This window comes from Providencia sp. PROV003 (assembly GCF_045040775.1).
In the GTDB taxonomy this organism is placed as follows: Bacteria; Pseudomonadota; Gammaproteobacteria; order Enterobacterales; family Enterobacteriaceae; genus Providencia; species Providencia huashanensis.
Genome location: NZ_CP096369.1, coordinates 1554352 through 1574232 on the forward strand (window position 1 = coordinate 1554352; position 19881 = coordinate 1574232).

General features: G+C 41.5%; 19 protein-coding genes and 1 other RNA gene. 6 read left to right on the plus strand and 14 right to left on the minus strand.

The window, feature by feature from the left end:
- The first annotated feature begins 118 nt into the window (after positions 1–118).
- From arcB to mtgA, 3 genes are all read left to right on the plus strand, one after another.
- The gene (arcB, locus tag M1F14_RS07175) at positions 119–2464 is read left to right on the plus strand and encodes an aerobic respiration two-component sensor histidine kinase ArcB (protein WP_042846202.1); all 2346 of its coding nucleotides are present in this window, start codon (positions 119–121) and stop codon (positions 2462–2464) included.
- 232 nt (positions 2465–2696) lie between these two features.
- Positions 2697–3347 carry an isoprenoid biosynthesis glyoxalase ElbB gene (elbB, locus tag M1F14_RS07180; RefSeq protein WP_048606189.1) on the plus strand — a complete coding sequence of 217 codons (651 nt, stop codon included), beginning with the start codon at positions 2697–2699 and terminating at the stop codon, positions 3345–3347.
- Positions 3348–3355: 8 nt separating this feature from the next.
- The gene (mtgA, locus tag M1F14_RS07185; RefSeq protein ID WP_181468755.1) at positions 3356–4078 is read left to right on the plus strand and encodes a monofunctional biosynthetic peptidoglycan transglycosylase; all 723 of its coding nucleotides are present in this window, start codon (positions 3356–3358) and stop codon (positions 4076–4078) included.
- A 63-nt stretch (positions 4079–4141) separates the two neighbouring features.
- Here mtgA and dolP read toward each other — a convergent pair whose 3' ends face one another.
- The 4 genes from dolP to M1F14_RS07205 all read right to left on the minus strand — a co-directional run bounded on the left by dolP (position 4142) and on the right by M1F14_RS07205 (position 7727).
- A complete protein-coding gene (gene dolP / locus M1F14_RS07190) occupies positions 4142–4717 on the minus strand; it encodes a division/outer membrane stress-associated lipid-binding lipoprotein (protein WP_042846198.1) in 576 nt (191 codons plus the stop codon).
- A gap of 9 nt (positions 4718–4726) precedes the next feature.
- Complete coding sequence (gene diaA / locus M1F14_RS07195) at positions 4727–5317, minus strand: DnaA initiator-associating protein DiaA (RefSeq protein WP_004908326.1); 591 nt, start codon at positions 5315–5317, stop codon at positions 4727–4729.
- 282 nt (positions 5318–5599) lie between these two features.
- Positions 5600–5974: a YraN family protein gene (locus M1F14_RS07200; RefSeq protein WP_042846196.1), complete on the minus strand. Its 375-nt coding sequence runs from the start codon at positions 5972–5974 to the stop codon at positions 5600–5602.
- 46 nt (positions 5975–6020) lie between these two features.
- Entirely contained in the window at positions 6021–7727 is a 1707-nt protein-coding gene (locus M1F14_RS07205; protein ID WP_042846194.1) for a penicillin-binding protein activator, read from the minus strand.
- A gap of 61 nt (positions 7728–7788) precedes the next feature.
- Here M1F14_RS07205 and rsmI point away from each other — a divergent pair, with 61 nt between their 5' ends.
- The 3 genes from rsmI (at position 7789) to M1F14_RS07220 (ending at position 10617) form a co-directional block, all read left to right on the plus strand.
- Positions 7789–8661, plus strand: coding sequence for a 16S rRNA (cytidine(1402)-2'-O)-methyltransferase (rsmI, locus tag M1F14_RS07210; protein ID WP_042846193.1), 873 nt, complete (start codon positions 7789–7791; stop codon positions 8659–8661).
- A gap of 95 nt (positions 8662–8756) precedes the next feature.
- Positions 8757–9130: RNase P RNA component class A (gene rnpB, locus M1F14_RS07215), an RNA gene on the plus strand.
- A gap of 410 nt (positions 9131–9540) precedes the next feature.
- A complete protein-coding gene (locus M1F14_RS07220) occupies positions 9541–10617 on the plus strand; it encodes a 4Fe-4S binding protein (RefSeq protein WP_232370498.1) in 1077 nt (358 codons plus the stop codon).
- Positions 10618–10750: 133 nt separating this feature from the next.
- On the opposite strand, the gene M1F14_RS07225 is transcribed toward M1F14_RS07220, so the two are convergent.
- The 10 genes from M1F14_RS07225 to M1F14_RS07270 form a co-directional block, all read right to left on the minus strand.
- Positions 10751–11491, minus strand: a complete 741-nt coding sequence (locus M1F14_RS07225; protein WP_042846191.1) for a 2-dehydro-3-deoxy-phosphogluconate aldolase — start codon at positions 11489–11491, stop codon at positions 10751–10753.
- 1 nt (position 11492) lies between these two features.
- The gene (locus tag M1F14_RS07230) at positions 11493–12605 is read right to left on the minus strand and encodes a DgaE family pyridoxal phosphate-dependent ammonia lyase (protein ID WP_181468753.1); all 1113 of its coding nucleotides are present in this window, start codon (positions 12603–12605) and stop codon (positions 11493–11495) included.
- The gene (locus M1F14_RS07235) at positions 12589–13728 is read right to left on the minus strand and encodes an amidohydrolase/deacetylase family metallohydrolase (protein WP_042846189.1); all 1140 of its coding nucleotides are present in this window, start codon (positions 13726–13728) and stop codon (positions 12589–12591) included. The genes M1F14_RS07230 and M1F14_RS07235 overlap by 17 nt, the downstream gene beginning before the upstream one ends.
- A gap of 218 nt (positions 13729–13946) precedes the next feature.
- Positions 13947–14597 (minus strand): DUF4310 family protein, encoded by a 651-nt coding sequence (locus tag M1F14_RS07240; protein ID WP_042846188.1) that lies wholly within the window; start codon positions 14595–14597, stop codon positions 13947–13949.
- Between the two features lie 2 nt (positions 14598–14599).
- A complete protein-coding gene (locus tag M1F14_RS07245) occupies positions 14600–15391 on the minus strand; it encodes a DUF4311 domain-containing protein (RefSeq protein ID WP_042846187.1) in 792 nt (263 codons plus the stop codon).
- A gap of 26 nt (positions 15392–15417) precedes the next feature.
- Complete coding sequence (locus tag M1F14_RS07250) at positions 15418–15714, minus strand: DUF4312 family protein (protein ID WP_042846186.1); 297 nt, start codon at positions 15712–15714, stop codon at positions 15418–15420.
- Positions 15714–16079 (minus strand): SFCGS family glycine-rich protein, encoded by a 366-nt coding sequence (locus tag M1F14_RS07255; protein ID WP_042846184.1) that lies wholly within the window; start codon positions 16077–16079, stop codon positions 15714–15716. Before M1F14_RS07255 ends, M1F14_RS07250 begins: the two co-directional genes overlap by 1 nt.
- A 32-nt stretch (positions 16080–16111) precedes the next feature.
- Positions 16112–16450, minus strand: coding sequence for a transcriptional antiterminator (locus M1F14_RS07260; protein ID WP_042846182.1), 339 nt, complete (start codon positions 16448–16450; stop codon positions 16112–16114).
- A gap of 483 nt (positions 16451–16933) precedes the next feature.
- Entirely contained in the window at positions 16934–18871 is a 1938-nt protein-coding gene (locus tag M1F14_RS07265) for a transcription antiterminator (RefSeq protein ID WP_042846181.1), read from the minus strand.
- Between the two features lie 215 nt (positions 18872–19086).
- Positions 19087–19794 (minus strand): pirin family protein, encoded by a 708-nt coding sequence (locus M1F14_RS07270; RefSeq protein ID WP_042846179.1) that lies wholly within the window; start codon positions 19792–19794, stop codon positions 19087–19089.
- Positions 19795–19881 lie beyond the last annotated feature (87 nt).

Here is a 19881-nt window from a genome sequence, read left to right on the forward strand (position 1 = left end):
TATCATTAATAATAAAAAATGGCTATTGAATGAGCAGGATCGACATTTTGTATTAATAAACATCCGAAACTGTCCTGTTTGATATATGATTCAAAGAGAATTTAACTAAGGGGTGGTTATGAAAGTACTTCGCGGCCTTGCGCAATACTATGTCGATTTGATGATGAAACTAGGGCTGGTGCGGTTTTCACTATTACTAGCATCCGCGCTGGTTGTTCTTGCCATGATAATGCAGATGGCCGTGACAATCTTTTTGCGAGGGCATGTTGATAGCCTCGATATGGTCGGGTCGATTTTCTTTGGCTTAATCATTACCCCTTTAGCGGTTTATTTTCTTTCGGTTGTCGTTGAGCAGTTAGAAGAGTCGCGGCAACGTTTGTCGCGCATGGTCGATAAACTTGAAGTCATGCGTAAGCGCGATGCGGAATTAAACATTCAATTACATGGCAATATTGAGCAGCTAAATCTTGAAATACAAGAGCGCGAAAAAGCTGAAAGAGCGCACTTGGAACTGCTTGAACAACTCAAACAAGAAATGAAATATCGAGAGCAAACACAGGTTGAACTTGAACAACAATCGGTGTTGCTGCGCTCATTCCTTGATGCATCACCGGATTTAGTTTATTACCGCAACGAAAATAACGAGTTTTCAGGTTGTAACAGAGCAATGGAACTGTTGACTGGTAAAAGTGAAAAACACTTAGTTGGGTTAACACCTCTAGATATTTATGATGTCGAAATTGCGTCTAAAGTAATGGAGACCGATGAAAAAGTTTTCCGCCATAATGTTTCCCTCACTTATGAACAGTGGCTGGTTTACCCTGATGGCAGAAAAGCCTGTTTTGAGTTACGAAAAGTCCCATTTTATGACCGAGTAGGTAAACGACATGGCCTTATGGGCTTTGGTCGCGATATAACAGAGCGTAAACGCTACCAGGAGGCGTTAGAGAACGCGAGCAGGGAAAAGACGACCTTTATCTCAACGATAAGCCACGAGCTTCGTACGCCGCTTAATGGCATCGTTGGTCTTAGTCGTATTTTACTCGATACGAATTTAACTTCAGAACAATCTAGCTATTTAAAAACGATTCATGTCAGTGCAGTGACATTAGGGAATATTTTTAATGATGTCATTGAGATGGATAAAATTGAGCGTCGTAAAGTCCAACTAGATAACCAACCCGTCGCATTACCTGAGTTTGTGAATGATTTAGAGAATCTAAGTGGGTTATTAGTTCAGCCTAAAGGGCTTAAATTTGTTATGGATGTGGCACCTACTTTGCCAAAAACGGTGTTAACTGATGGGACGCGTTTACGGCAGGTATTATGGAATTTAATTGGGAATGCGGTTAAGTTCACGCAACAAGGTGAGGTCAAAGTAAGTATTTGGCAAGAGCCTGAAAACAAAATCTTTTTTAGGGTAAAAGACAGTGGTATTGGCATACCTCAGGATGAGTTAGATAAAATCTTTGCGATGTACTATCAAGTAACAGATTCTGCTGGTGGTAAACCTGCAACAGGGACGGGGATTGGTCTTTCTGTATCACGTCGGTTAGCACAAAATATGGGGGGCGACATACAGGTTGAGAGTGAAATAGGCCAAGGTTCTACTTTTACTTTATCAATTACAGCGCCTGTGGTTGAAGAAGAAGTCGCTGAACATCAAGACAGTGATGATGATTACCCACTACCAGCCTTGCATATTTTATTAGTGGAAGACATTGAACTCAATGTTGTTGTTGCGTGTTCTGTATTAGAAAACCTTGGCAATACAGTTGATGTAGCGATGAATGGTAAAGATGCATTAGCAATGTTTGCTCCCGGTGAATATGATTTAGTGTTATTAGACATTCAATTACCAGATATGACAGGTTTAGATATTTCTAGGCAGCTTAAACAACAGTATGACAAAGAAGATTTACCGCCATTAATAGCCTTAACGGCAAATGTCCTTAAGGATAAAAAAGAATATTTTGATGCGGGAATGGATGGCGTATTGAGTAAACCGTTGTCGGTTCCTGCTTTAACTCAAGTTATAGAACAATTTTGGGGGGAGCATACTTCCCAAAATGAGGAAGTTGAAAACCGCGATGTCACATCACAAGTTGATGAGTCTATATTAGATTGTGACATGTTAGAGCAGTACATTGAATTAGTCGGCCCCAAACTGATTTATGATGGGTTAGATGTTTTTGAAAAAATGTTGCCGGGTTATTTAGCTATTCTTGATTCGAATATGGTGGCTAAGGACCAAAAAGGTATTGTTGAAGAGGCCCATAAAATTAAAGGTGCCGCTGGCTCTGTTGGTTTAAAGAATTTACAGAAAATCGCACAGCAAATTCAATCTCCTGATTTACCAGCATGGTGGGATAATGTTCAGGAATGGGTTGATGAATTAAAACAAGACTGGAAAGCAGATATAGAAACTTTAAGAAACTGGGTTGATGAGCGTACAAAAAAATAACCCCAACCGAAGTTGGGGTGCGCGAATACTGCGCCAACACCAGGGAAATCGTTGATCTGCATGTATTTTTTGTTCTTGGCAAATCATTAAATTAGGTATATCACCGTAAAGGGCAACATCAAGATACCAAAATTTAGCGAATCTGTTACAAGATTCATTAAAATCTGTGATGAAGATTGATGTTTCTACCCTTTAGCGCTTGAGAGATAATTTACTACAAATGGAGGAAGATATGAAATCAATTGCGGTTATTTTAAGTGGCTGTGGTGTTTTTGATGGAAGCGAGATCCATGAGTCTGTATTAACTATGTTGGCTTTGAGTCAAAATAATGCTGAAGTTCATTTTTTCGCTCCTGATGATAATCAACCTACTGTTATTAATCATATAACTGGTGAAGAAAAATCAGAGAAACGTAACCAATTAGAAGAATCTTCTCGTATTACACGTGGGAAAATATCGCCTTTGTCGTCAGCTGATGCATCAAAGCTAGATGCCCTCATAATTCCTGGTGGTTTTGGTGCTGCAAAAAACTTATGTAATTTCGCAGTTAAAGGAAGTGAGTGTGAAATTAATAAAGAACTATTAAGTTTAGTACGAGAAATGCATCAGCAGAAAAAGCCACTAGGGCTGATGTGTATTGCTCCTGTCATGCTTCCTAAAATGTTAAATACATCAGTAGAACTAACTATTGGTGATGATAGTGAAACGATTGCTCAGATAGAGAGCATGGGAGGGAAGCACGTCAAATGTACTGTAGATGACATTGTAGTTGATGAGGTTAATCGAGTTGTTACAACACCTGCTTATATGCTGGCTCAATCAATTTCTGAAGCAAATATAGGTATTAACAAGCTCGTTAAGAAAGTATTAGAAATGGCGTGATTATTTAAATGCTAACTTTTGTTTCTAGATTGTGGCACTGGTTAAAGAAGATCACAATTTCATTACTTGTGGTGTGGCTTTTTTCCGTCATTCTTTTTAAATATGTACCAGTGCCATTTTCAGCAGTAATGGCAGAAAGACAAATTACCGCATGGTTAAACTTAAACTTTTCTTATGTATCTCATTCTAAATGGGTAGATGAAAATCGTATTTCTCCGTATGTTTATTTGGCTGTAATTGCCGCTGAAGATCAAAATTTCCCTCATCACTGGGGTTTTGATCTTGATGCAATTGAGAGGGCTTATCAACATAATATGATCAATAAACAGTCAGTCAGAGGGGCATCTACCATTTCTCAACAAACTGTAAAAAACGTATGGTTATGGGATGGAAGAAGCTGGATAAGAAAGGGGTTTGAAACAGCAATGACTCCAGTTATGGAGCTCTTCTGGTCTAAAAAAAGAATACTCACTGTTTATTTGAATGTTGCTGAGTTCGGAGAGGGGGTTTTTGGGGTAGAAGAGGCTGCAAATAAATTCTTTAATAAGCCTGCTAGCAAGCTTACAATGAATGAATCTGCATTATTAGCAGCAGTTTTACCTAATCCTCATAGGTATAGCGTAAAATCACCCTCTTCTTATGTTTTAAAAAGGCAAGCGTGGATCTTGAATCAGATGCGCTTATTAGGCGGTAAGAATTTTCTGAAAATAAACCAATTGGCTTCGGAATAAGATAAAAGCCATGGTTTTTAACTCATGGCTTTTATTTTTATACCAATATATTATTGTTTATGATTAATTGAGATAAGTGAATGCTGTGGTTACTCGGCGAACACCGTCTGTTTCGCTCGCAATTTTTGCTGCTGCATCACCTTCTTGCCTTGTTAATACCCCCAATAAAAAGACTTCACCATTTTCTGTGATGACTTTTACACTGCCCGATTTAACACTGTCACTGGCAAGAATTTTGGATTTTACTTTGGTTGTTAACCAAGTGTCTTTTGAGGCTGTGCCTAAATCAACAGGTTCACCACTACGAACCTCATTATAAACAGCAGTAGTTCCTTCAACATTCGAGGCGATTTGTTTCGCACGCTCAGCCCAAGCCATGTCAGGGCTTTGCCCCGTTAATAACACATTTCCTTTATACGCAGTCGCGATAATGCGTGCTTTACCTGTTATTTCCTTATCTTTATTAAGTTGTCCACTAACACGTGCTTCTAAGGTGCCATCGTCAACTTGCTGACCAACTGTGCGAGGATCTGTAGCGCTTTTCGTTGCAACAGCAGCAGAGCCGACAACAGCAGCACCAATACAACCTTGTAAAAGAATAGTACTCATGATTATGGCAAAAACTGGTATTAATCGCATTTTGTCTCCTTAATCGTCCTGATGAGGGAAAAGGGTATTATCTATGAGGTCGCACAGACAATTTACAGTAAGTAAATGAACTTCTTGGATACGAACACTTCTTTGAGATGGGATCCTAATTTCAACATCTTGTGGGCCAAGTAACCCTGCGAGCTCTCCACCGTCATAGCCAGTGAGAGCGACAATGGTCATATCTCGCGTTACCGCCGCTTCAACAGCTTTAATTATATCACTGCTATTACCATGAGTAGATATTGCCATTAGAACATCACCATGCTGCCCCAATGCCCTAACTTGTTTAGCATAAATTTCGGACGGTTGTTTGCTGCCTGAGATAGCGGTTAATACAGCATTATCGGTATTAAGTGCCAATGCAGGCAGGCTAGGACGTTCAGTTTCGAAACGGTGGATCATACTCGCGGCGAAACGTTGTGCTGTGGCAGCAGAAGCACCATTACCACAACATAAAATTTTGTTACCATTTAGCAATGATTGAACCATCATCATTGCAGCTCTGGATATAGCATCCGGCAGCGCTTCAGCAGCTGCTATTTGAGTTTGAATACTTTCAGTGAAACAAACTTTTATACGGTCTAGCACTGGTTTTTTCCTATCAAAATTTACCCGTCATACTTCGTGCTGTAGCGGTGTTGGCTACGCTCGCTAACCCTAATCACATACTTATGTATGCTCATAGGGATTAGCTTACTTGCCGCCTTGCTACAACACGAATTATTTAGGGTAATCCCGTCATATCCCATGCTGTAGCGGCGTTGGCTACACTCTTGCAGCCTTGCTACAACGAAAAGTAATATTTGTAGCGTTGTTGATTATACTCGCTAATTTATTCAGGTAGCTTATTTGTCATTCAGATTACGAATACTAGCCATCTTCGTTAAATGCGTTTTGTATCCATTCAAATTGGTTACCCGTTATTGCGCAGATATCAAAACGGCACGAGCTGGTATCGAAACTTTCTTGCCTTTGCGCAAGCCATAATTTTGCAGCGGCTAATAATTTTCTACGTTTATGCCAGTTTACTGATAAAAGTGCATTACCGTAATCACCATTTTTACGAAAACGTACCTCGATAAATACCCAACCAGTATTATCGCGCATTATTAAATCGATCTCACCGGCTCGATTTCTTGCATTACGTTCGACAAACGTTAGCCCTTGTTGTTTCAGGAAAGTGAGTACTTGGTGTTCATAGTACCGACCTGTTAACCATTTTAAGGGTTTCTGGATTGTTTTCATGACGTCCTTGTCTGAAAAGTCACCTTCTCGATGACTTGTTTATACCCTATTGAGCAGGAAGGATCTTCCCTTGCTTGAACTGTAACCAAGGTAATTCGCGGAAAACAACACAATTAGGTGTTGTTGTGAGTACTCCGGATGCACCATTAATACGTAATTGTTCTGGTTGCTGTAATTTATCGAAATTATTAGCTAATGACCATGCATCAATACCCATTGCATATAAGCGAAATAGTGAGTAGTCATTATTTAACTTTTGTTGAGCCTGTTTGCGTAAACTATTGTTTGCACCAGCTAATAAAGGGACCTCGCTGAACTTAACACCGTCCATTTCGAAGCGGTAATCAGCCCCTGAACCTGCTTGGTTACTACGTGAGCTCGTATAAAGTGCTGGACGTGAACGGGTGCTAATTGCCATTTCTATCATCGGTTTGATAAGCGTCAGCTCGTCACGTGTCGCCACAATATAAACACCATCAATAGCACCTGTTGAATCTTCAATTTGAGGGCTTAATTGTGGGCTAACTGTTTCCCCTGTATTAACAGGTGTTCCAGTCATACGGATACCAGCACCGCGGTTAATGGATTCTTTTAGCGAAGGTACTGAACCAAAGGTTTGCATTAACACGGTCGAGCCGCCTTTCTCTTGCCAACCTTTAGCGAAGGCTTTGGCAATTCTATCGCCAAAGGCATTTGCTGGCACTAATACGAGAGGCATTTGTTTGCCTTCAGACCTCATATAAGCGGCTGCATTTTGCGCTTCATCTTCTGGAGATAACGAAAAATAACAGAGGTTTGGACGAGGTTGTAATTGGTTGCTATCGAGTTCGTTAAGCGCAAGAACGCTAACAGGAGCACCCATTTGTGCTATCACATTTACATCTGTTTTCAGCAGCGGCCCGACAACAAGGTTAAAGCCTTCATTTTTAGCTTGTTCAAGCAGTTGAGGCATTTGTTGATTGGTGGTATCAAAGACTTTGATCGTTTGTGTATTTGTCGGAGTAGCATCAATACGTAAAGCGGAGGTTACCAAGTCATTATCGGTGGTGGCAGGCGCTTCACCCGTGGTCGCTGCGACTTCTGCATAAATTTGGTCGAGTATATCATTACCGCTACTTTGAGCGTTCGCTGTGTTAGCCGGAAGAGATGTGGTTTGCGGGAGCCCTTTTTGAGCATCCATAAACCCTTGCATGATGGCTTGACCGAAAACCTGACCTTGCCCACTCATCGGTAAAAATAGGGCTATTTTCGGGGTTGTGCCAACACGCGGTAACATTGCTTGGAGCAACTGGGTCGGGGGAATTGTGGCCCCTGGGTTATTTGAATAACGCATTTTCCAGTCGTTGAAACCGGTGCGTAGCGCATCAGGGTCATCTTGGTTGTTTTGATAAATATCTAAAAGATCGACCCAACCTTGGAGAATATATTCATCAGCCTCAATTCCGTGGACTTGTTCTGGCGTTAACTGTGTTAACATCTTCCAGAGGCCATCAATATTGGCTTGGCGCTCAGCAGCTGTTTTTAATAAAGGCTCTTGGCTAATATAAGCTCGCAGGGCTTCCATTGAGGGCTTGCCTTGAGCAGCATCAATGATGGCTTGGTAGCTGCTGACATCAGACGTACTTTGCTCAGGTGTTTTTTGGGTGGGCGGGAAGTAATCCGATACCATTTGGCACCCTGACAATGCAAATATAGATAGCATTGCTGTGCAGATTAACCCTTTTTTCAAATGCAAAAAAATTGAAGGACGCATACTGTATCCAATGGTGTATTTTTCAATTGCTTAATTTTAAACCGGCTATTCGGATGAAACAATGAACCAACCTAATCAAGCTGTGGTTATGGCATCCACGCTGTATATCGTCCCAACCCCAATTGGTAATATGGGTGATATCACGCAACGTGCGTTGGATGTTCTTAAACATGTTGACCTTATTGCGGCAGAGGACACTCGGCATTCAGGCATTCTTTTACAGAATTTTGCGATTAATGCACGACTGTTCGCTCTACATGATCATAATGAACAGCAAAAGGCAGATCAATTAATTAGCAAACTTCAACAAGGCGATAGTATCGCATTAGTCTCTGATGCAGGTACACCTTTAATTAATGATCCAGGTTATCATTTAGTCAATCGTTGTCGTGAGGCTGGTATCCGTGTTGTGCCTTTACCCGGCGCCTGTGCAGCGATTACTGCGCTGTCTGCTGCCGGTTTGCCTTCAGACCGTTTTTGTTATGAAGGTTTTTTACCTGCTAAAACAAAAGGCCGTAAAGACGTTTTACAATCACTTGAACAAGAAACTCGGACACTGATTTTCTATGAGTCAACCCACCGTTTGTTAGATAGTTTAGCAGATATGGTAGAAGTCTGGGGACCAGAACGTCATGTTGTTTTAGCTCGGGAATTGACTAAAACGTGGGAGTCAATTGAAGGCCGTCCAGTAGGTGAATTGTTGGCGTGGGTAAAAGAGGATGAAAACCGCCATCGCGGCGAAATGGTGTTAATTGTTGAAGGCTATAAGAAGCCAGAGGATGATTCGGCTATTTCTCCTGATGTGGTTCGCACGTTAAATTTATTACAAAAAGAGCTTCCCCCTAAAAAAGCGGCAGCGATTACAGCCGAAATTTATGGGTTAAAGAAAAATATGTTGTATAAATTGATGCTTGATAATCAAAGCAATGAATGATTTTTAGGCAAATAAAACGGTTACATTAATATAAGTGGTAAATTGCAGGTGCTAGAGTCTGTACAAGCTACAACAAAGTGCCTATAATTCGCCGCGGAGTTGGCCAGACAACCGCTGCTTTATCGTTGTCCCTTCGGGAGACGGGTAAAGGGGAGGAAAGTCCGGGCTCCATAGGGCAGGGTGCCAGATAACGTCTGGGAGGCGCAAGCCTACGACTAGTGCAACAGAGAGCAAACCGCCGATGGCCTGTTTACAGGATCAGGTAAGGGTGAAAGGGTGCGGTAAGAGCGCACCGCGCGACTGGCAACAGTTCGTGGCACGGTAAACTCCACCCGGAGCAAGACCAAATAGGGGTTCATATGGTGCGGCCCGCATTGAACTCGGGTAGGTTGCTGGAGCCAGTGCGCAAGTGCTGGCCTAGATGAATGGTTGTCCACGACAGAACCCGGCTTATCGGCCAACTCCCATTTTTTCGTCATACTTAGCGCTGTCACGGCGTTAGCTTCATTCAGCCACACGGGTCACATACTTTTGTATGCTCCCCGTGCTGTCTTCACATCGCTGCCTTGTTACAGCACTAACTATTTAGAAAAAATCTCAGTTTGTAGTGCTTTAAGCTGTCCTATGTTGGCGTTGCTCGTCAACTCGAGTCACATACTTTTGTATGCTCCTAGGGATTTCCTCATTTTGCCGCCTTGGCACAACTCGAATTATTTAGCAAAAACCAACGATAATATTTTTCTATTTTTCTGGTCAACCTTCACCATTTTGTTGTATCAAACCATCAACGTCACAACCCCCTGATGCAAATCAATATGCTTTCTGAATATGTAAATACAATAATGGTATTTAAAATGCATGTTAAAGAGATGGGCGTATATGACCAAAAAACCACGTATAAGGTATCAACGCCGCCCCGGTACGACAGGGGGAAAGCTTCCTTGGAATGATTGGCGGAACGCATCAACTTGGCGGAAAGTTGTACAATTCACACTCTTGGCGATAAACCTTTATATCGGTATTACTTTCTATTACTGGGTTCGTTACTACGAAACTGGTGGGGCAACGCTTTATCTTCCTCGTCCGGGTGGGATTGAGGGTTGGCTACCTATTGCTGGGTTAATGAATTTAAAATACACATTAGAAACAGGCAGTTTTCCGGTAATCCATGCGGCCTCAATGTTTCTTTTGATTTCTTTCATAATTATTAGCTTATTATTGAAAAAAGCCTTTTGTTCGTGGATGTGCCCAATAGGGACAATTTCTGAATACACGGGGAAAATAGGGCAAAAACTGTTTCGTTATCAAAACCAAATCGATTTACCTAAATGGTTAGATATTCCTCTAAAAGGCTTAAAATATTTACTATTAGCTTTTTTTCTCTATATAGCATTATCCATGCCTGCACAGATGATCCAGTATTTTATGATGTCGCCTTATGGGATCATCATTGATGTTAAAATGCTCGATTTCTTTCGCTACATTAGCGGTGTTACCTTGGTGAGTGTTATTGTTCTTGTGGTGATTAGTTTGTTTATTCGCAATGCTTGGTGCCGTTATTTGTGCCCTTATGGTGCATTGTTGGGGCTATTTTCGTTATTTTCCCCCGTAAAAATTCGTCGAGATGTGGAAAGCTGCATTGATTGCGGAAAATGTGCCAAGAACTGCCCGTCGCGTATTCCAGTCGACAAGCTCATTAAGGTAAGAACGGTGGAATGTACAGGGTGTATGACGTGCGTGGAGTCCTGCCCTGTTTCTTCAACCCTAAATTTTTCATTACAAGTGCCAAGAAAAAAACGCCAAATCCCATTGTCTGGGGTAATTATGTTAGTTTTAACTCTGGGAATGTTATTTAGTGTCATCGGGGTTGCTGCTTACTTTGGTGTGTGGGATAGCCCTGTCCCCGATAATTATTGGTTTCATATTATACCGAATGCACGAATGATAGGTCATTAATATATAATGAAAAAAGCCCCACTACATACTAGATGAGTGGGGCATTTGTTGTTTTGTCATTTGTCACAATGACTGTTTTTTATAACATCTCGCTTATATTTATTTTCCGACTTCTTTTTACTGCTTTAACGCATCAATTAACCGCTTGCTTAACCATCTGCAATAATTGACGAACTTCTTCTGGGCGAGTATTGCCCGTATTTTTATCAATGATTGAGCTATAAATATGAGGAATGATTTTCTTCACGCCTGCATCAAGGGCTATTTGCAAAATTTCCGCAAAGTTATCTAAATCAATACCGCCAGTAGGCTCTAAAGAAAAATCAAATTCAGCACAAGCTTTAGCAATGGCTTTATATTCTTCAATATATTTTAACCCTTTCATATTAAAGAACTTAACAGAGTCAGCGCCCATATCTTTAAGCATCATGATTGCGGTTTCAATGGGGACAATGCCATCTGGGGCTTGTGAGCTTAATGGGCCTGTAGAGATTTTTACCATGCCAACCGTACCTGTCGGTGAGATTAATGCGTTAACGAATGTCTCGGTTTGGCCTAATAAGGCTCGGCTAATGGGAGCACCTGTAAATACTTGATTTACATGCTGTGGTTGAATTTCCTGTGAAATTAAAGACACCATGGTTGATTGGTTTGGATCGCCAGCCCCAAGACCAACCGATAACGCATTATCCGTCTCTTGCGCGTAGATGCGCATATCAGCTATGGCACTTTCTAAGTCAGGGTAATTTTTGGATAATACACCGACAACGACAAAGGTTTCCGCTGCGACATAAATGTCTTTAGCATTTTGGTGGCTACCAGCCAACACATTTAAACAGACACGGTCACGGTAAAAATTCGGTGACAATTTCATTTTAAAATCCTTCTACTAGCAAACGAATATTCTTTGAAATGACATCAAGTTGTTCATTGCTTACACTACGGATATCCGCTTCAACTTTTCCTTCATTAGCTTTGTATTCACGGAAATAAATGGCGGTATTCCCCTGTTTCAACTCAGCCATAATCTGATAGGTCGTTTTGCCAATAACATTTTCATCGAAGCTAATTTCAGTACGTGCAATATCGCGTCCTGCGCCATCCCATACCACTTGCGCAGAGATGCCGTTGATATCATTTAGGTCACTGATAAATTTACTCATTCGATTAACCATTTCAGCGCCAGTTTCTTTTGTCGCACTCAGATATTGTTCGATAGCAAGTGTGAGCCCTAAAATACCTTCTTTACCGACTTTCATTGCTCGGCCGATACCTTGGCTTTGGCGTTTAACCCACTCGATATATTGTTTTTTACCAATAACGAGACCGCTGGTTGGGCCTTCAATAGCTTTGGCACCACTGTAAATAACAATATCGCCACCAGCGTGATAATAAGCCGTTAATTCCTCTTCTGCCGCAGCATCAACAATCAGCGGTAGCTGGTGGTCATGAGCGACTTTGGCCGCTTGCTCCACAGTTAACATGCTTTTTTGTACGGTATGATGTGATTTGATATATAAGATGGCTGCGGTTTGAGGGGTGATTTTTGCCGCGAGTTGTGCAGCATTGCATTCATTAGCAAAACCAGCTTCAATGACTTTACCTCCGCCGAGTGTCACCATGGTGTCGACGGGGGCGCCAAAGTTAACATTATGGCCTTTAGGTAAAATAATTTCGCGAGGAACCACTTTGTCGGATGAATGCAGGTTGAGTAGTAAATCATCGTCGTCTTGCACGATCACCGCGGCAACAGCTTGGGCAATACCGGCAGATGCACAAGACACCACAACTGCAGCTTCAACATCTAATAAACTTGCAATGTATTCGCCTGTTTTATTGACTAAATCTTTAATTTCAAAATAGTGATTTAACCCATAAGCCACTCGCTCAACCACTTCAGGTGTTGGGGTCGATACACCAAGGGCGGTCATACGGCCAGAAGCATTAATAACGTGTTTTAACTGATATTTATCATAGATTGATTGCATGTTCAGATTCGCCTTCTGCATGAATAATATGTTTTCCACCGACAATTGCGGCAATAGGAACAAAGCGGTGAGTCCCTATGCGATGTTCACCTTCTGCATCAGTGAGTTCAGTCGGTTCTTCTTTTAAATCAAATAGCGTAATATCTGCATCGAAGCCCGGTTTTAGATAGCCTTTCGCTGGAAGTGACAGCAAGTCAGCAGCTTTTTCTGTGACACAACGTAAAACTTGCTCAGCACTAAAGCCCATGCAGAGGAATTTCGTCATTACAAAAGCAAGGCTATACACTGGCCCATTTACGCGGTTTCGGTGATAGATATCTGAACTGATGATGTCTGGATAAGTCCCAATACGCATGGCTTGCTCTGCAACTTTAAAGCTAAAGCTTTCGCCGCCATGACCAACGTCTAAAATAACACCACGCGCCAGTGCTCTGGCAATTGAGGGTTTTAGGTAGCCATCATCACCTAAAATTTTATTTGGCTTGCCATTAAAGCAGTGAGTAATGATATCCCCACGGGTGAGTAAATCGGCAACTTCATCAATATTTGGGGGGTTATTACCAATATGCACCATTAGCGGGAGATGATGTTTTTTCTGCATTTCTTTTGCTTTGATTAAAGGGGTAATTCCGTTTTCACCCACCACGCTTTTGCTCATACGCGCTTTCATACCAACAATGAAGCCATTATGGCGCTCAATGGCCTCTTGGAAGCAAGTTTCATTGATATTGTTCATATCTGACAATTCATTTTGTGCAATGATGCCAATACGAGAGATATTCAATAAAGAAAAGACATTGGTTTTCGATTTTTGGGTGAGTTGATAAAATTTATCAACATCATCAGCGCCTACACTACCTGCATCAACCAGTGAGGTGACTCCACCCGCAGCACCTGCTAAGTCGGGGTCATCGAAGTAGATAGGCGATTCAACAAAACAATGTGCGTGAGAGTCGATCCACCCCGCACTTACATAGCATTTTCCTTTCAGGTCAATAACTTTGTCTGCTTGTTGATTGTTGGCCAGCTCTGGGCCTGCGGCGTCGATTTTTCCATCTTTGATAAGAATATCGATAATTGCACCATCGATACGTTTAGCTTGTTTGATGATTAGAGTGTACATAAGTTGCCTTCTTCATACTCGATGCTTGTCATACTCGTCATACTTCAAACCGCAGCGTTGTTGCCTGTTGTTTCACTACCCTAGTCACATACTGGTGTATGCTCCTAGGGATATCGTCGTTTGCTGCAATTTGAATTATTTAGAGTATGTCTAACTGTTTGTTCTAAATGATATAAACCGTAGCGTTTTCGTTAACCTATATTCCGAGAGAATGCGGATTAAGCGGCGATTGGGAAGAAATAACCGAATAACATCGCACCTAAAATTGCACCGCCTGCAACAGGTTTTTGCCATACATAGAAAACCAATGCGCCGATTAAAGAACCAATACCAATTGGGATGGATGCAGCCATTGCAGCAAGGATAATCAATGGCCCAAGGAATCGACCTGATGTGTTACCTGCACCCATCATGACATCAGCCCCGAAGGTTGAGTTGGCTTGGGCAATTGTGAATTTACGTGCAAATACGATTAACAGACCGATTAACACGCCAAGGAGTAAACCCGTAAGCAGTGACATCCAGAAGTTGGTCACTAAAATATCCCAGCCCGCGGCTAAGAATAGAGCAGGAACACCTAGACCAATCCCCGTTTGTAATGCGCCACCGATATCTAAGATACCGACTAATGAGCCTTCAATGATCCGAGCGAATAGGAAGCTAGCACCGAAAGCCGCTACTGCACCGTAAACACCAGTATCTAACCCTGCACGCAGCATGGCTACGAAGGCCACTTCGTTAAACGCTCCGAAGCCATAGACGACATACATGTGAGTACCTGCAAAGATCCCTGCGGATAACAGCCCAACAAAGATTGGGAAGGACCATTCAGCGTACCAAAAATCTTGTTTGTTAATTTCAGTTGTCATGATTATTTCCCGCTTAGCAGTCCGTGGACGTATTCAAGCCATAATGGTTTATCTAGGTTGAAGGAGGTGATCATCTTCAGGTCAAACTCACGGAAGAAACCACTTAATACAAACAACAACACGACAGTGATCATCATAGTACGAGTGATACGGTTCCAACCGTTGTCATCAACACCTTTACCAATCAAGATACCTAAAACTAAACCAGGGATAGCGTTACCCATAATTAACTGTGCGCAGCCTCCAAATAGGGTGGCCCAGAAACCGGAACGACGGCCCGCATCCATCGCAGCTAACCAGAAAATGACTGGCATTACGGTGTTGACGAGTAAGTTAGCGGCGGGGACTAATACATTGACCGCCGTGGTTTGTAATGCCGCTGGAACAGCAGAGGCGGTGGTATTTAAGAACGCAACCACGACCGCACCGATAATGGCACAAGCAATCGCCATTTTTTTCGGGTTATGCAGTGTGTCTGCTACGCTGCGGTTTTTGGTTAACAATGCGGCCGCGCCCCAGTTTGGGATGATGCGGTGGTCGACATCTTGGGTAAATGCACCAGCTGCAACAGATGAAGCCCATGCGTTAAAGAAGAACCCTAAGCCGAAAGAAAAGTGTGAAGCTGGGTCGCCTTCACAGGCGTTAAGTTCACCCAAAGTACGAAATGCCCCCATACCTTGTACGGTTGGTGCGTGGAACATCCGCGCTGCCCCGGCTCCTAAACCGAAGCCGCAGAGCCCACCGATAATTAGGGACATGCCCAATATTTCTAAAAAAGATGCAGTTTCACTCATGGAATTAACTCCAGACCTGATTGCTATTATTGTTCTGTAAATGGTATTTCGTTGACAGAAAGTAAGGTGACATCCAGCGAAACGTCGAGTACAACACGAAAATGTTCACGCTTGCGTGGCAAAAAGATAAAAAGAAACTTTTCTGTTCGCGATTGTGAGTGAGCACTAACAACCTCAACATCCTTTGGTTCTATCCGCAGGATGATATCTGTATTGTTTTTCAGTACGGTTTTTTGAATTGAATTTAAGGCGTCAGCAATGGCTTTTTGTTTGGTATCGCCTTGCCCTGTTACCCGTACAACCGTTTCGATAGATTTTTTCATTAAGCGTTGCCGTATTTTTTATTAAAAGCTTTAACTAAGCGCTCACCTAACTCTTCCTTGTCCATAAAACCAAAACCTAGCACGTTGCAACCATCCGCAATGGCGGTCTCTCCCTCTTCGATAGAACGCATCCCATAACGAGCTTTGTAACCATATTTAGTTTGAGCGGTAATAGCGCCTGCGCCGCCGCTACCACAAAAAGAGATACCTAAATCGGCTTGCTCTGCATTCATAACATCACCGAGTTTCATATCCGCAGCAACACCAGGAACGACAATGGCTTTACCACCCGCAGCTTCCACACCTGCAGCCACTTTTTGGCCTTTACCTAAGCGATCTCCGATAACAACAACCATCTGTTTCATAAAATATTCTCCAAATTCTACAATGTTAAAAATTAATCATTCGCGCGAGCGACTTCAAAGTGAACAGAGAGTAAATAGGTCTCTTCTTGTGCCAAGCCGGGTAACGTGTCGACAACGCGTTGTGCTAGTGCAATTGAATGTGCTGATATTTCGTCAAACAGGCTGATATCGATTTCTGGTAAGGCTTCACCCGTTTTTGCTCTTGCCACCATGGCTCGTAAGTGAGATTGCAACATTTGTTGTTGTACATCTGTAGTGTAGCAGTCCTCCTGCTTGAGCCAGTCAGTAATCACTGCCAGCAGTTTTTGTGTCACCTCATCGATATCGAGGTTATGTTCTAACATCTTAAAAACTACAACTGATTCACTCATAACTATTTAAAATCCAAAGTAATATTGCAAGTTAGACCACTCTGTTCCTTCATGCTTAATACCTTAATACGTCCATACTCATTTTTGCAGGCAATGAATTTCCACTTATAAGTGGAAATTATTTGGAAGTTAGAACTTACAAGAATGGTTTATTTTTTAGACTATTTGGAAAATAAGTGGAAAAAACGGATGTTTATCAACTATTGTTGAATAATTAAATTATGGGGTTTTCTTTAAAATTTTATATCTATCAAATAGATATGATTTTTTATAAACAAGTGGAAATGGAAAATAGAATTGGAGGGTAAAGTGGAAGCTCTAAATGGAAGCCATCTAATGTATCTGATAATGACTTCCACTTAGCCATTTAGCGTGTAAAATCACCAGTTTTGGATAGGAAAACATTTGATGGAGTTGTGGTTAGGATCACGTAAAAACTATCAATCATCATTTTTCCATTACTAAGTGGAAGTTGCTCTTAACTTAAAGAATTCGCGCTAGGCTATCTTTAGCGATCACTTGGAATTCATTAAAGTTTTTGACGCCTATTAGGCGGCGAGTGGTTTTTTCCTTCACAAAGGTGACGAATAAATCATAGATTGCCATGGCTTCTTCATAATCCGCTTTGCTGATAGCCAATAGAAAAATGACATAAGCGTTTTCTTTCGTTTCTTTATTCCATTCAATACCTTGTGGAGCAACGACAGTGGCAACGACGGTTTTATTCGCCAATAACCCTAATGAATGCGGCAGTGCAATCCCTTCCCCAAGTAACGTGGAAACAATGGATTCGCGTTCTTGCAAAGAAGGATAGAAATCTGAAGTGACATAACCTTCCCGTTGTAATTTATGGCACACGGTTTGAAATAACTCTGCTTGGCTAATTTTTTCGTTAACGACCATAAAAAAGCGTTCATCAAAGAAGCGTTCAATGATGTAGGGGCGTGTTTGGTCTACCATGGCAAGGCGACCCACTTGCTCTAGCTGGTAAGGTGTAGGAAAAGGCGCGATTTTGATGACGGGTTTATTTTTTTCCGAAACACGAACTGTAGTAATGACAAAATCTTCCGTAACTTCATTTAGCGATTCATATTCTTGCAGTGTTAAGCCGCGACTAAATTTAAGTTGTGGAAATTCACGCATAATTTTTGATTCAACGACTCGGAAGGTTGAGTTCCCTGCATCAGTGACTACGAGTACCTCGGTCTGGCGAATTGAACCTGCACCGTAATTTCGCTCAAGGCTAACCCCAATATGTACGGCTAAATAACCTAATTCGTCTTCGTTAATAGGGTGGGGAAGTAATTGCTTACTTGCACTCGTTAAAGCACTTAAGGTGACATCGTAAGCAAAAGGATAATATTGTTTAATATCAGAGAGTAATGGGTTTGGCGTAGAAATATGGTATTGCAGGCGGGTGATTAGCGCAGCAAGATGAGTGTTGAGGTCTTTTTTAAGTTTTTCATCATTACGCAAATCGTAGTTATATAACTCGTTGATATAGCTTAAAATATATTCGGATAATTCATTGTGGCTCCCTACTTTTTGGCTGCTCGGGTCTTGATTGCTAATGCGTTGAGCTATGATTTGATCGTGTAGGTAACTGAGCTCAGCCCCTGAAAGGTCATTACCAAGAAAGTAAATTAGGCCTTTCGATATTTCATCACATGCCTTGCGGATCACTTCTTCGCTATCATCATTTTTTACCGTTGTCGTTAGTTCATGGCCGCGAGTAATACGCAAAATAGTTACAGCACAATTAAAAACAAGGTACAAATGGCCTTCATTGCTAATACGAATATCGAACCGATTCATACTGTTATGTAGGACTTTGTCAATATATGTTAGGTCTAAATTATCAAGGCAATCAGGGCGGAAAGATGTTAAGTCTGGGGTTAACTGTGCGGAATATCGGCGCCATAACGTTTCGGTCATGCAAGCACGAACGGCCCATTCACTACCATTTAACCGAATACCTTGATGGGGAATACTTTCTAATGAAATTTGATATTTATGTAATTGTTCCCTGACCGCTCCCATGTCTTGCTGTAAAGTACCTCGACTGATAAACCATTCTTCAGCGATATCATCAAGCTTTACTGGCAGGGATTGCATTAGTAATTTGAGAAGCAAGGCGTCAATGCGTTCTTTGCTCGTACGAGGAATGCTATTTTCCTCTTCAGTTTGCTTGGTGAAAGTGGCAAACAGGGCTTCATCCTCAATTTTTAACCGATAACCATGACCACGCTCATACACAATGTGTGCGCTATATTCCTGAATCAATTCATTGATTTCATTGATATCTGAACGAATGGTTCGTGTTGAAACTGAGCAAAGTTTTGCTAGCTCATCTTGAGGAACGACCTCATTGAGTATTTGTGCAAAAATTTGGTTGTGTCGCTGCTGCGTAAATAGGGCCACTAAAACACCTTTAAAATCAAAATCAAAAAGTATTTGAGTTAGAAAAGAACGTATTTTCTTTCTCTCTAATGGCAGGACTCTATCATAAGGGTGTCAATATGTAGGACATGTAAATGATTAAATTTGCGAATCCGTTCGCAAATTTAATCATGATATTGAAAAAAATTGAGTCTTAAAGGAAAGAATATGATGTTGAGATAGCTATAAAAAACGGTTTAGCTTTGGTCGCCGAGGTCAATCAATAACCCTCGAAAATATTTATCTGCTGTAATAACGATTTCATTATCATTTTGGATAAAAACGCCATCATTACAGTCCATAATTAAACTCTCACCTTGCTGACTGCGTATAGTTGCGCCGCCATGTATGGATTGCAGGAATGCATTGTTACCTTTTAATGTCATGGAAGCTGATTCTTGGGGCTCTAGATGGATATGGTTTATCCAAATTTGTTGACGTAATTGAATGCTTTGATTTTGACCATCAGGTGACGCAATGAGCTTGTTTTCATCCTGTTGAATCGCTATTTTTTGTAACGGAAGCGATTCTTGTTGCGGGCAAGCATTTAACCAAAGCTGTAAGCGAGTTAATGGTGTTTGTGGGCAAATGTTTTGCTCGCTATAGCTGAGGTCTGAACGGGGTGAGAAACGCACACATTCCCCTTCACTGGCTTGTATTGTATTACCTTGACTATCACGGTATTGCGCATGCCCTTTAAGAATAATGTTTAATATATCAACATGAGGGTACATTCTAGGTTGTAAGGCGTTTTGTGGCGCAATAACTTCTTGATTTAACACTCGTAGGGTTTTAAAACCCATAAAGTCAGGGTCAAAGTAGTGGCCAAATGAGAAGGCGTAACGCGCTTGTAGCCAACCATAGTCTGCTTTTCCACAATGGTTAGCGGGTCTAAGTGTCATCATAATGGTTGCCCCTCAGCTAAAATTAATAAATTAATACTATATTGTTATAATAAATAGCTGGACGTTGAATTGTTAGCCAGTTAATCT

Excerpts from the sequence above, each read along its gene's own strand:
- arcB (WP_042846202.1), top strand. The coding sequence starts at position 119 with ATGAAAGTACTTCGCGGCCTTGCGCAATACTATGTCGATTTGATGATG.
- elbB (WP_048606189.1), top strand. The coding sequence starts at position 2,697 with ATGAAATCAATTGCGGTTATTTTAAGTGGCTGTGGTGTTTTTGATGGA.
- mtgA (WP_181468755.1), top strand. The coding sequence starts at position 3,356 with ATGCTAACTTTTGTTTCTAGATTGTGGCACTGGTTAAAGAAGATCACA.
- dolP (WP_042846198.1), bottom strand. The coding sequence starts at position 4,717 with ATGCGATTAATACCAGTTTTTGCCATAATCATGAGTACTATTCTTTTA.
- M1F14_RS07200 (WP_042846196.1), bottom strand. The coding sequence starts at position 5,974 with ATGAAAACAATCCAGAAACCCTTAAAATGGTTAACAGGTCGGTACTAT.
- M1F14_RS07205 (WP_042846194.1), bottom strand. The coding sequence starts at position 7,727 with ATGCGTCCTTCAATTTTTTTGCATTTGAAAAAAGGGTTAATCTGCACA.
- rsmI (WP_042846193.1), top strand. The coding sequence starts at position 7,789 with ATGAACCAACCTAATCAAGCTGTGGTTATGGCATCCACGCTGTATATC.
- M1F14_RS07220 (WP_232370498.1), top strand. The coding sequence starts at position 9,541 with ATGACCAAAAAACCACGTATAAGGTATCAACGCCGCCCCGGTACGACA.
- M1F14_RS07225 (WP_042846191.1), bottom strand. The coding sequence starts at position 11,491 with ATGAAATTGTCACCGAATTTTTACCGTGACCGTGTCTGTTTAAATGTG.
- M1F14_RS07230 (WP_181468753.1), bottom strand. The coding sequence starts at position 12,605 with ATGCAATCAATCTATGATAAATATCAGTTAAAACACGTTATTAATGCT.
- M1F14_RS07235 (WP_042846189.1), bottom strand. The coding sequence starts at position 13,728 with ATGTACACTCTAATCATCAAACAAGCTAAACGTATCGATGGTGCAATT.
- M1F14_RS07240 (WP_042846188.1), bottom strand. The coding sequence starts at position 14,597 with ATGACAACTGAAATTAACAAACAAGATTTTTGGTACGCTGAATGGTCC.
- M1F14_RS07245 (WP_042846187.1), bottom strand. The coding sequence starts at position 15,391 with ATGAGTGAAACTGCATCTTTTTTAGAAATATTGGGCATGTCCCTAATT.
- M1F14_RS07250 (WP_042846186.1), bottom strand. The coding sequence starts at position 15,714 with ATGAAAAAATCTATCGAAACGGTTGTACGGGTAACAGGGCAAGGCGAT.
- M1F14_RS07255 (WP_042846184.1), bottom strand. The coding sequence starts at position 16,079 with ATGAAACAGATGGTTGTTGTTATCGGAGATCGCTTAGGTAAAGGCCAA.
- M1F14_RS07260 (WP_042846182.1), bottom strand. The coding sequence starts at position 16,450 with ATGAGTGAATCAGTTGTAGTTTTTAAGATGTTAGAACATAACCTCGAT.
- M1F14_RS07270 (WP_042846179.1), bottom strand. The coding sequence starts at position 19,794 with ATGATGACACTTAGACCCGCTAACCATTGTGGAAAAGCAGACTATGGT.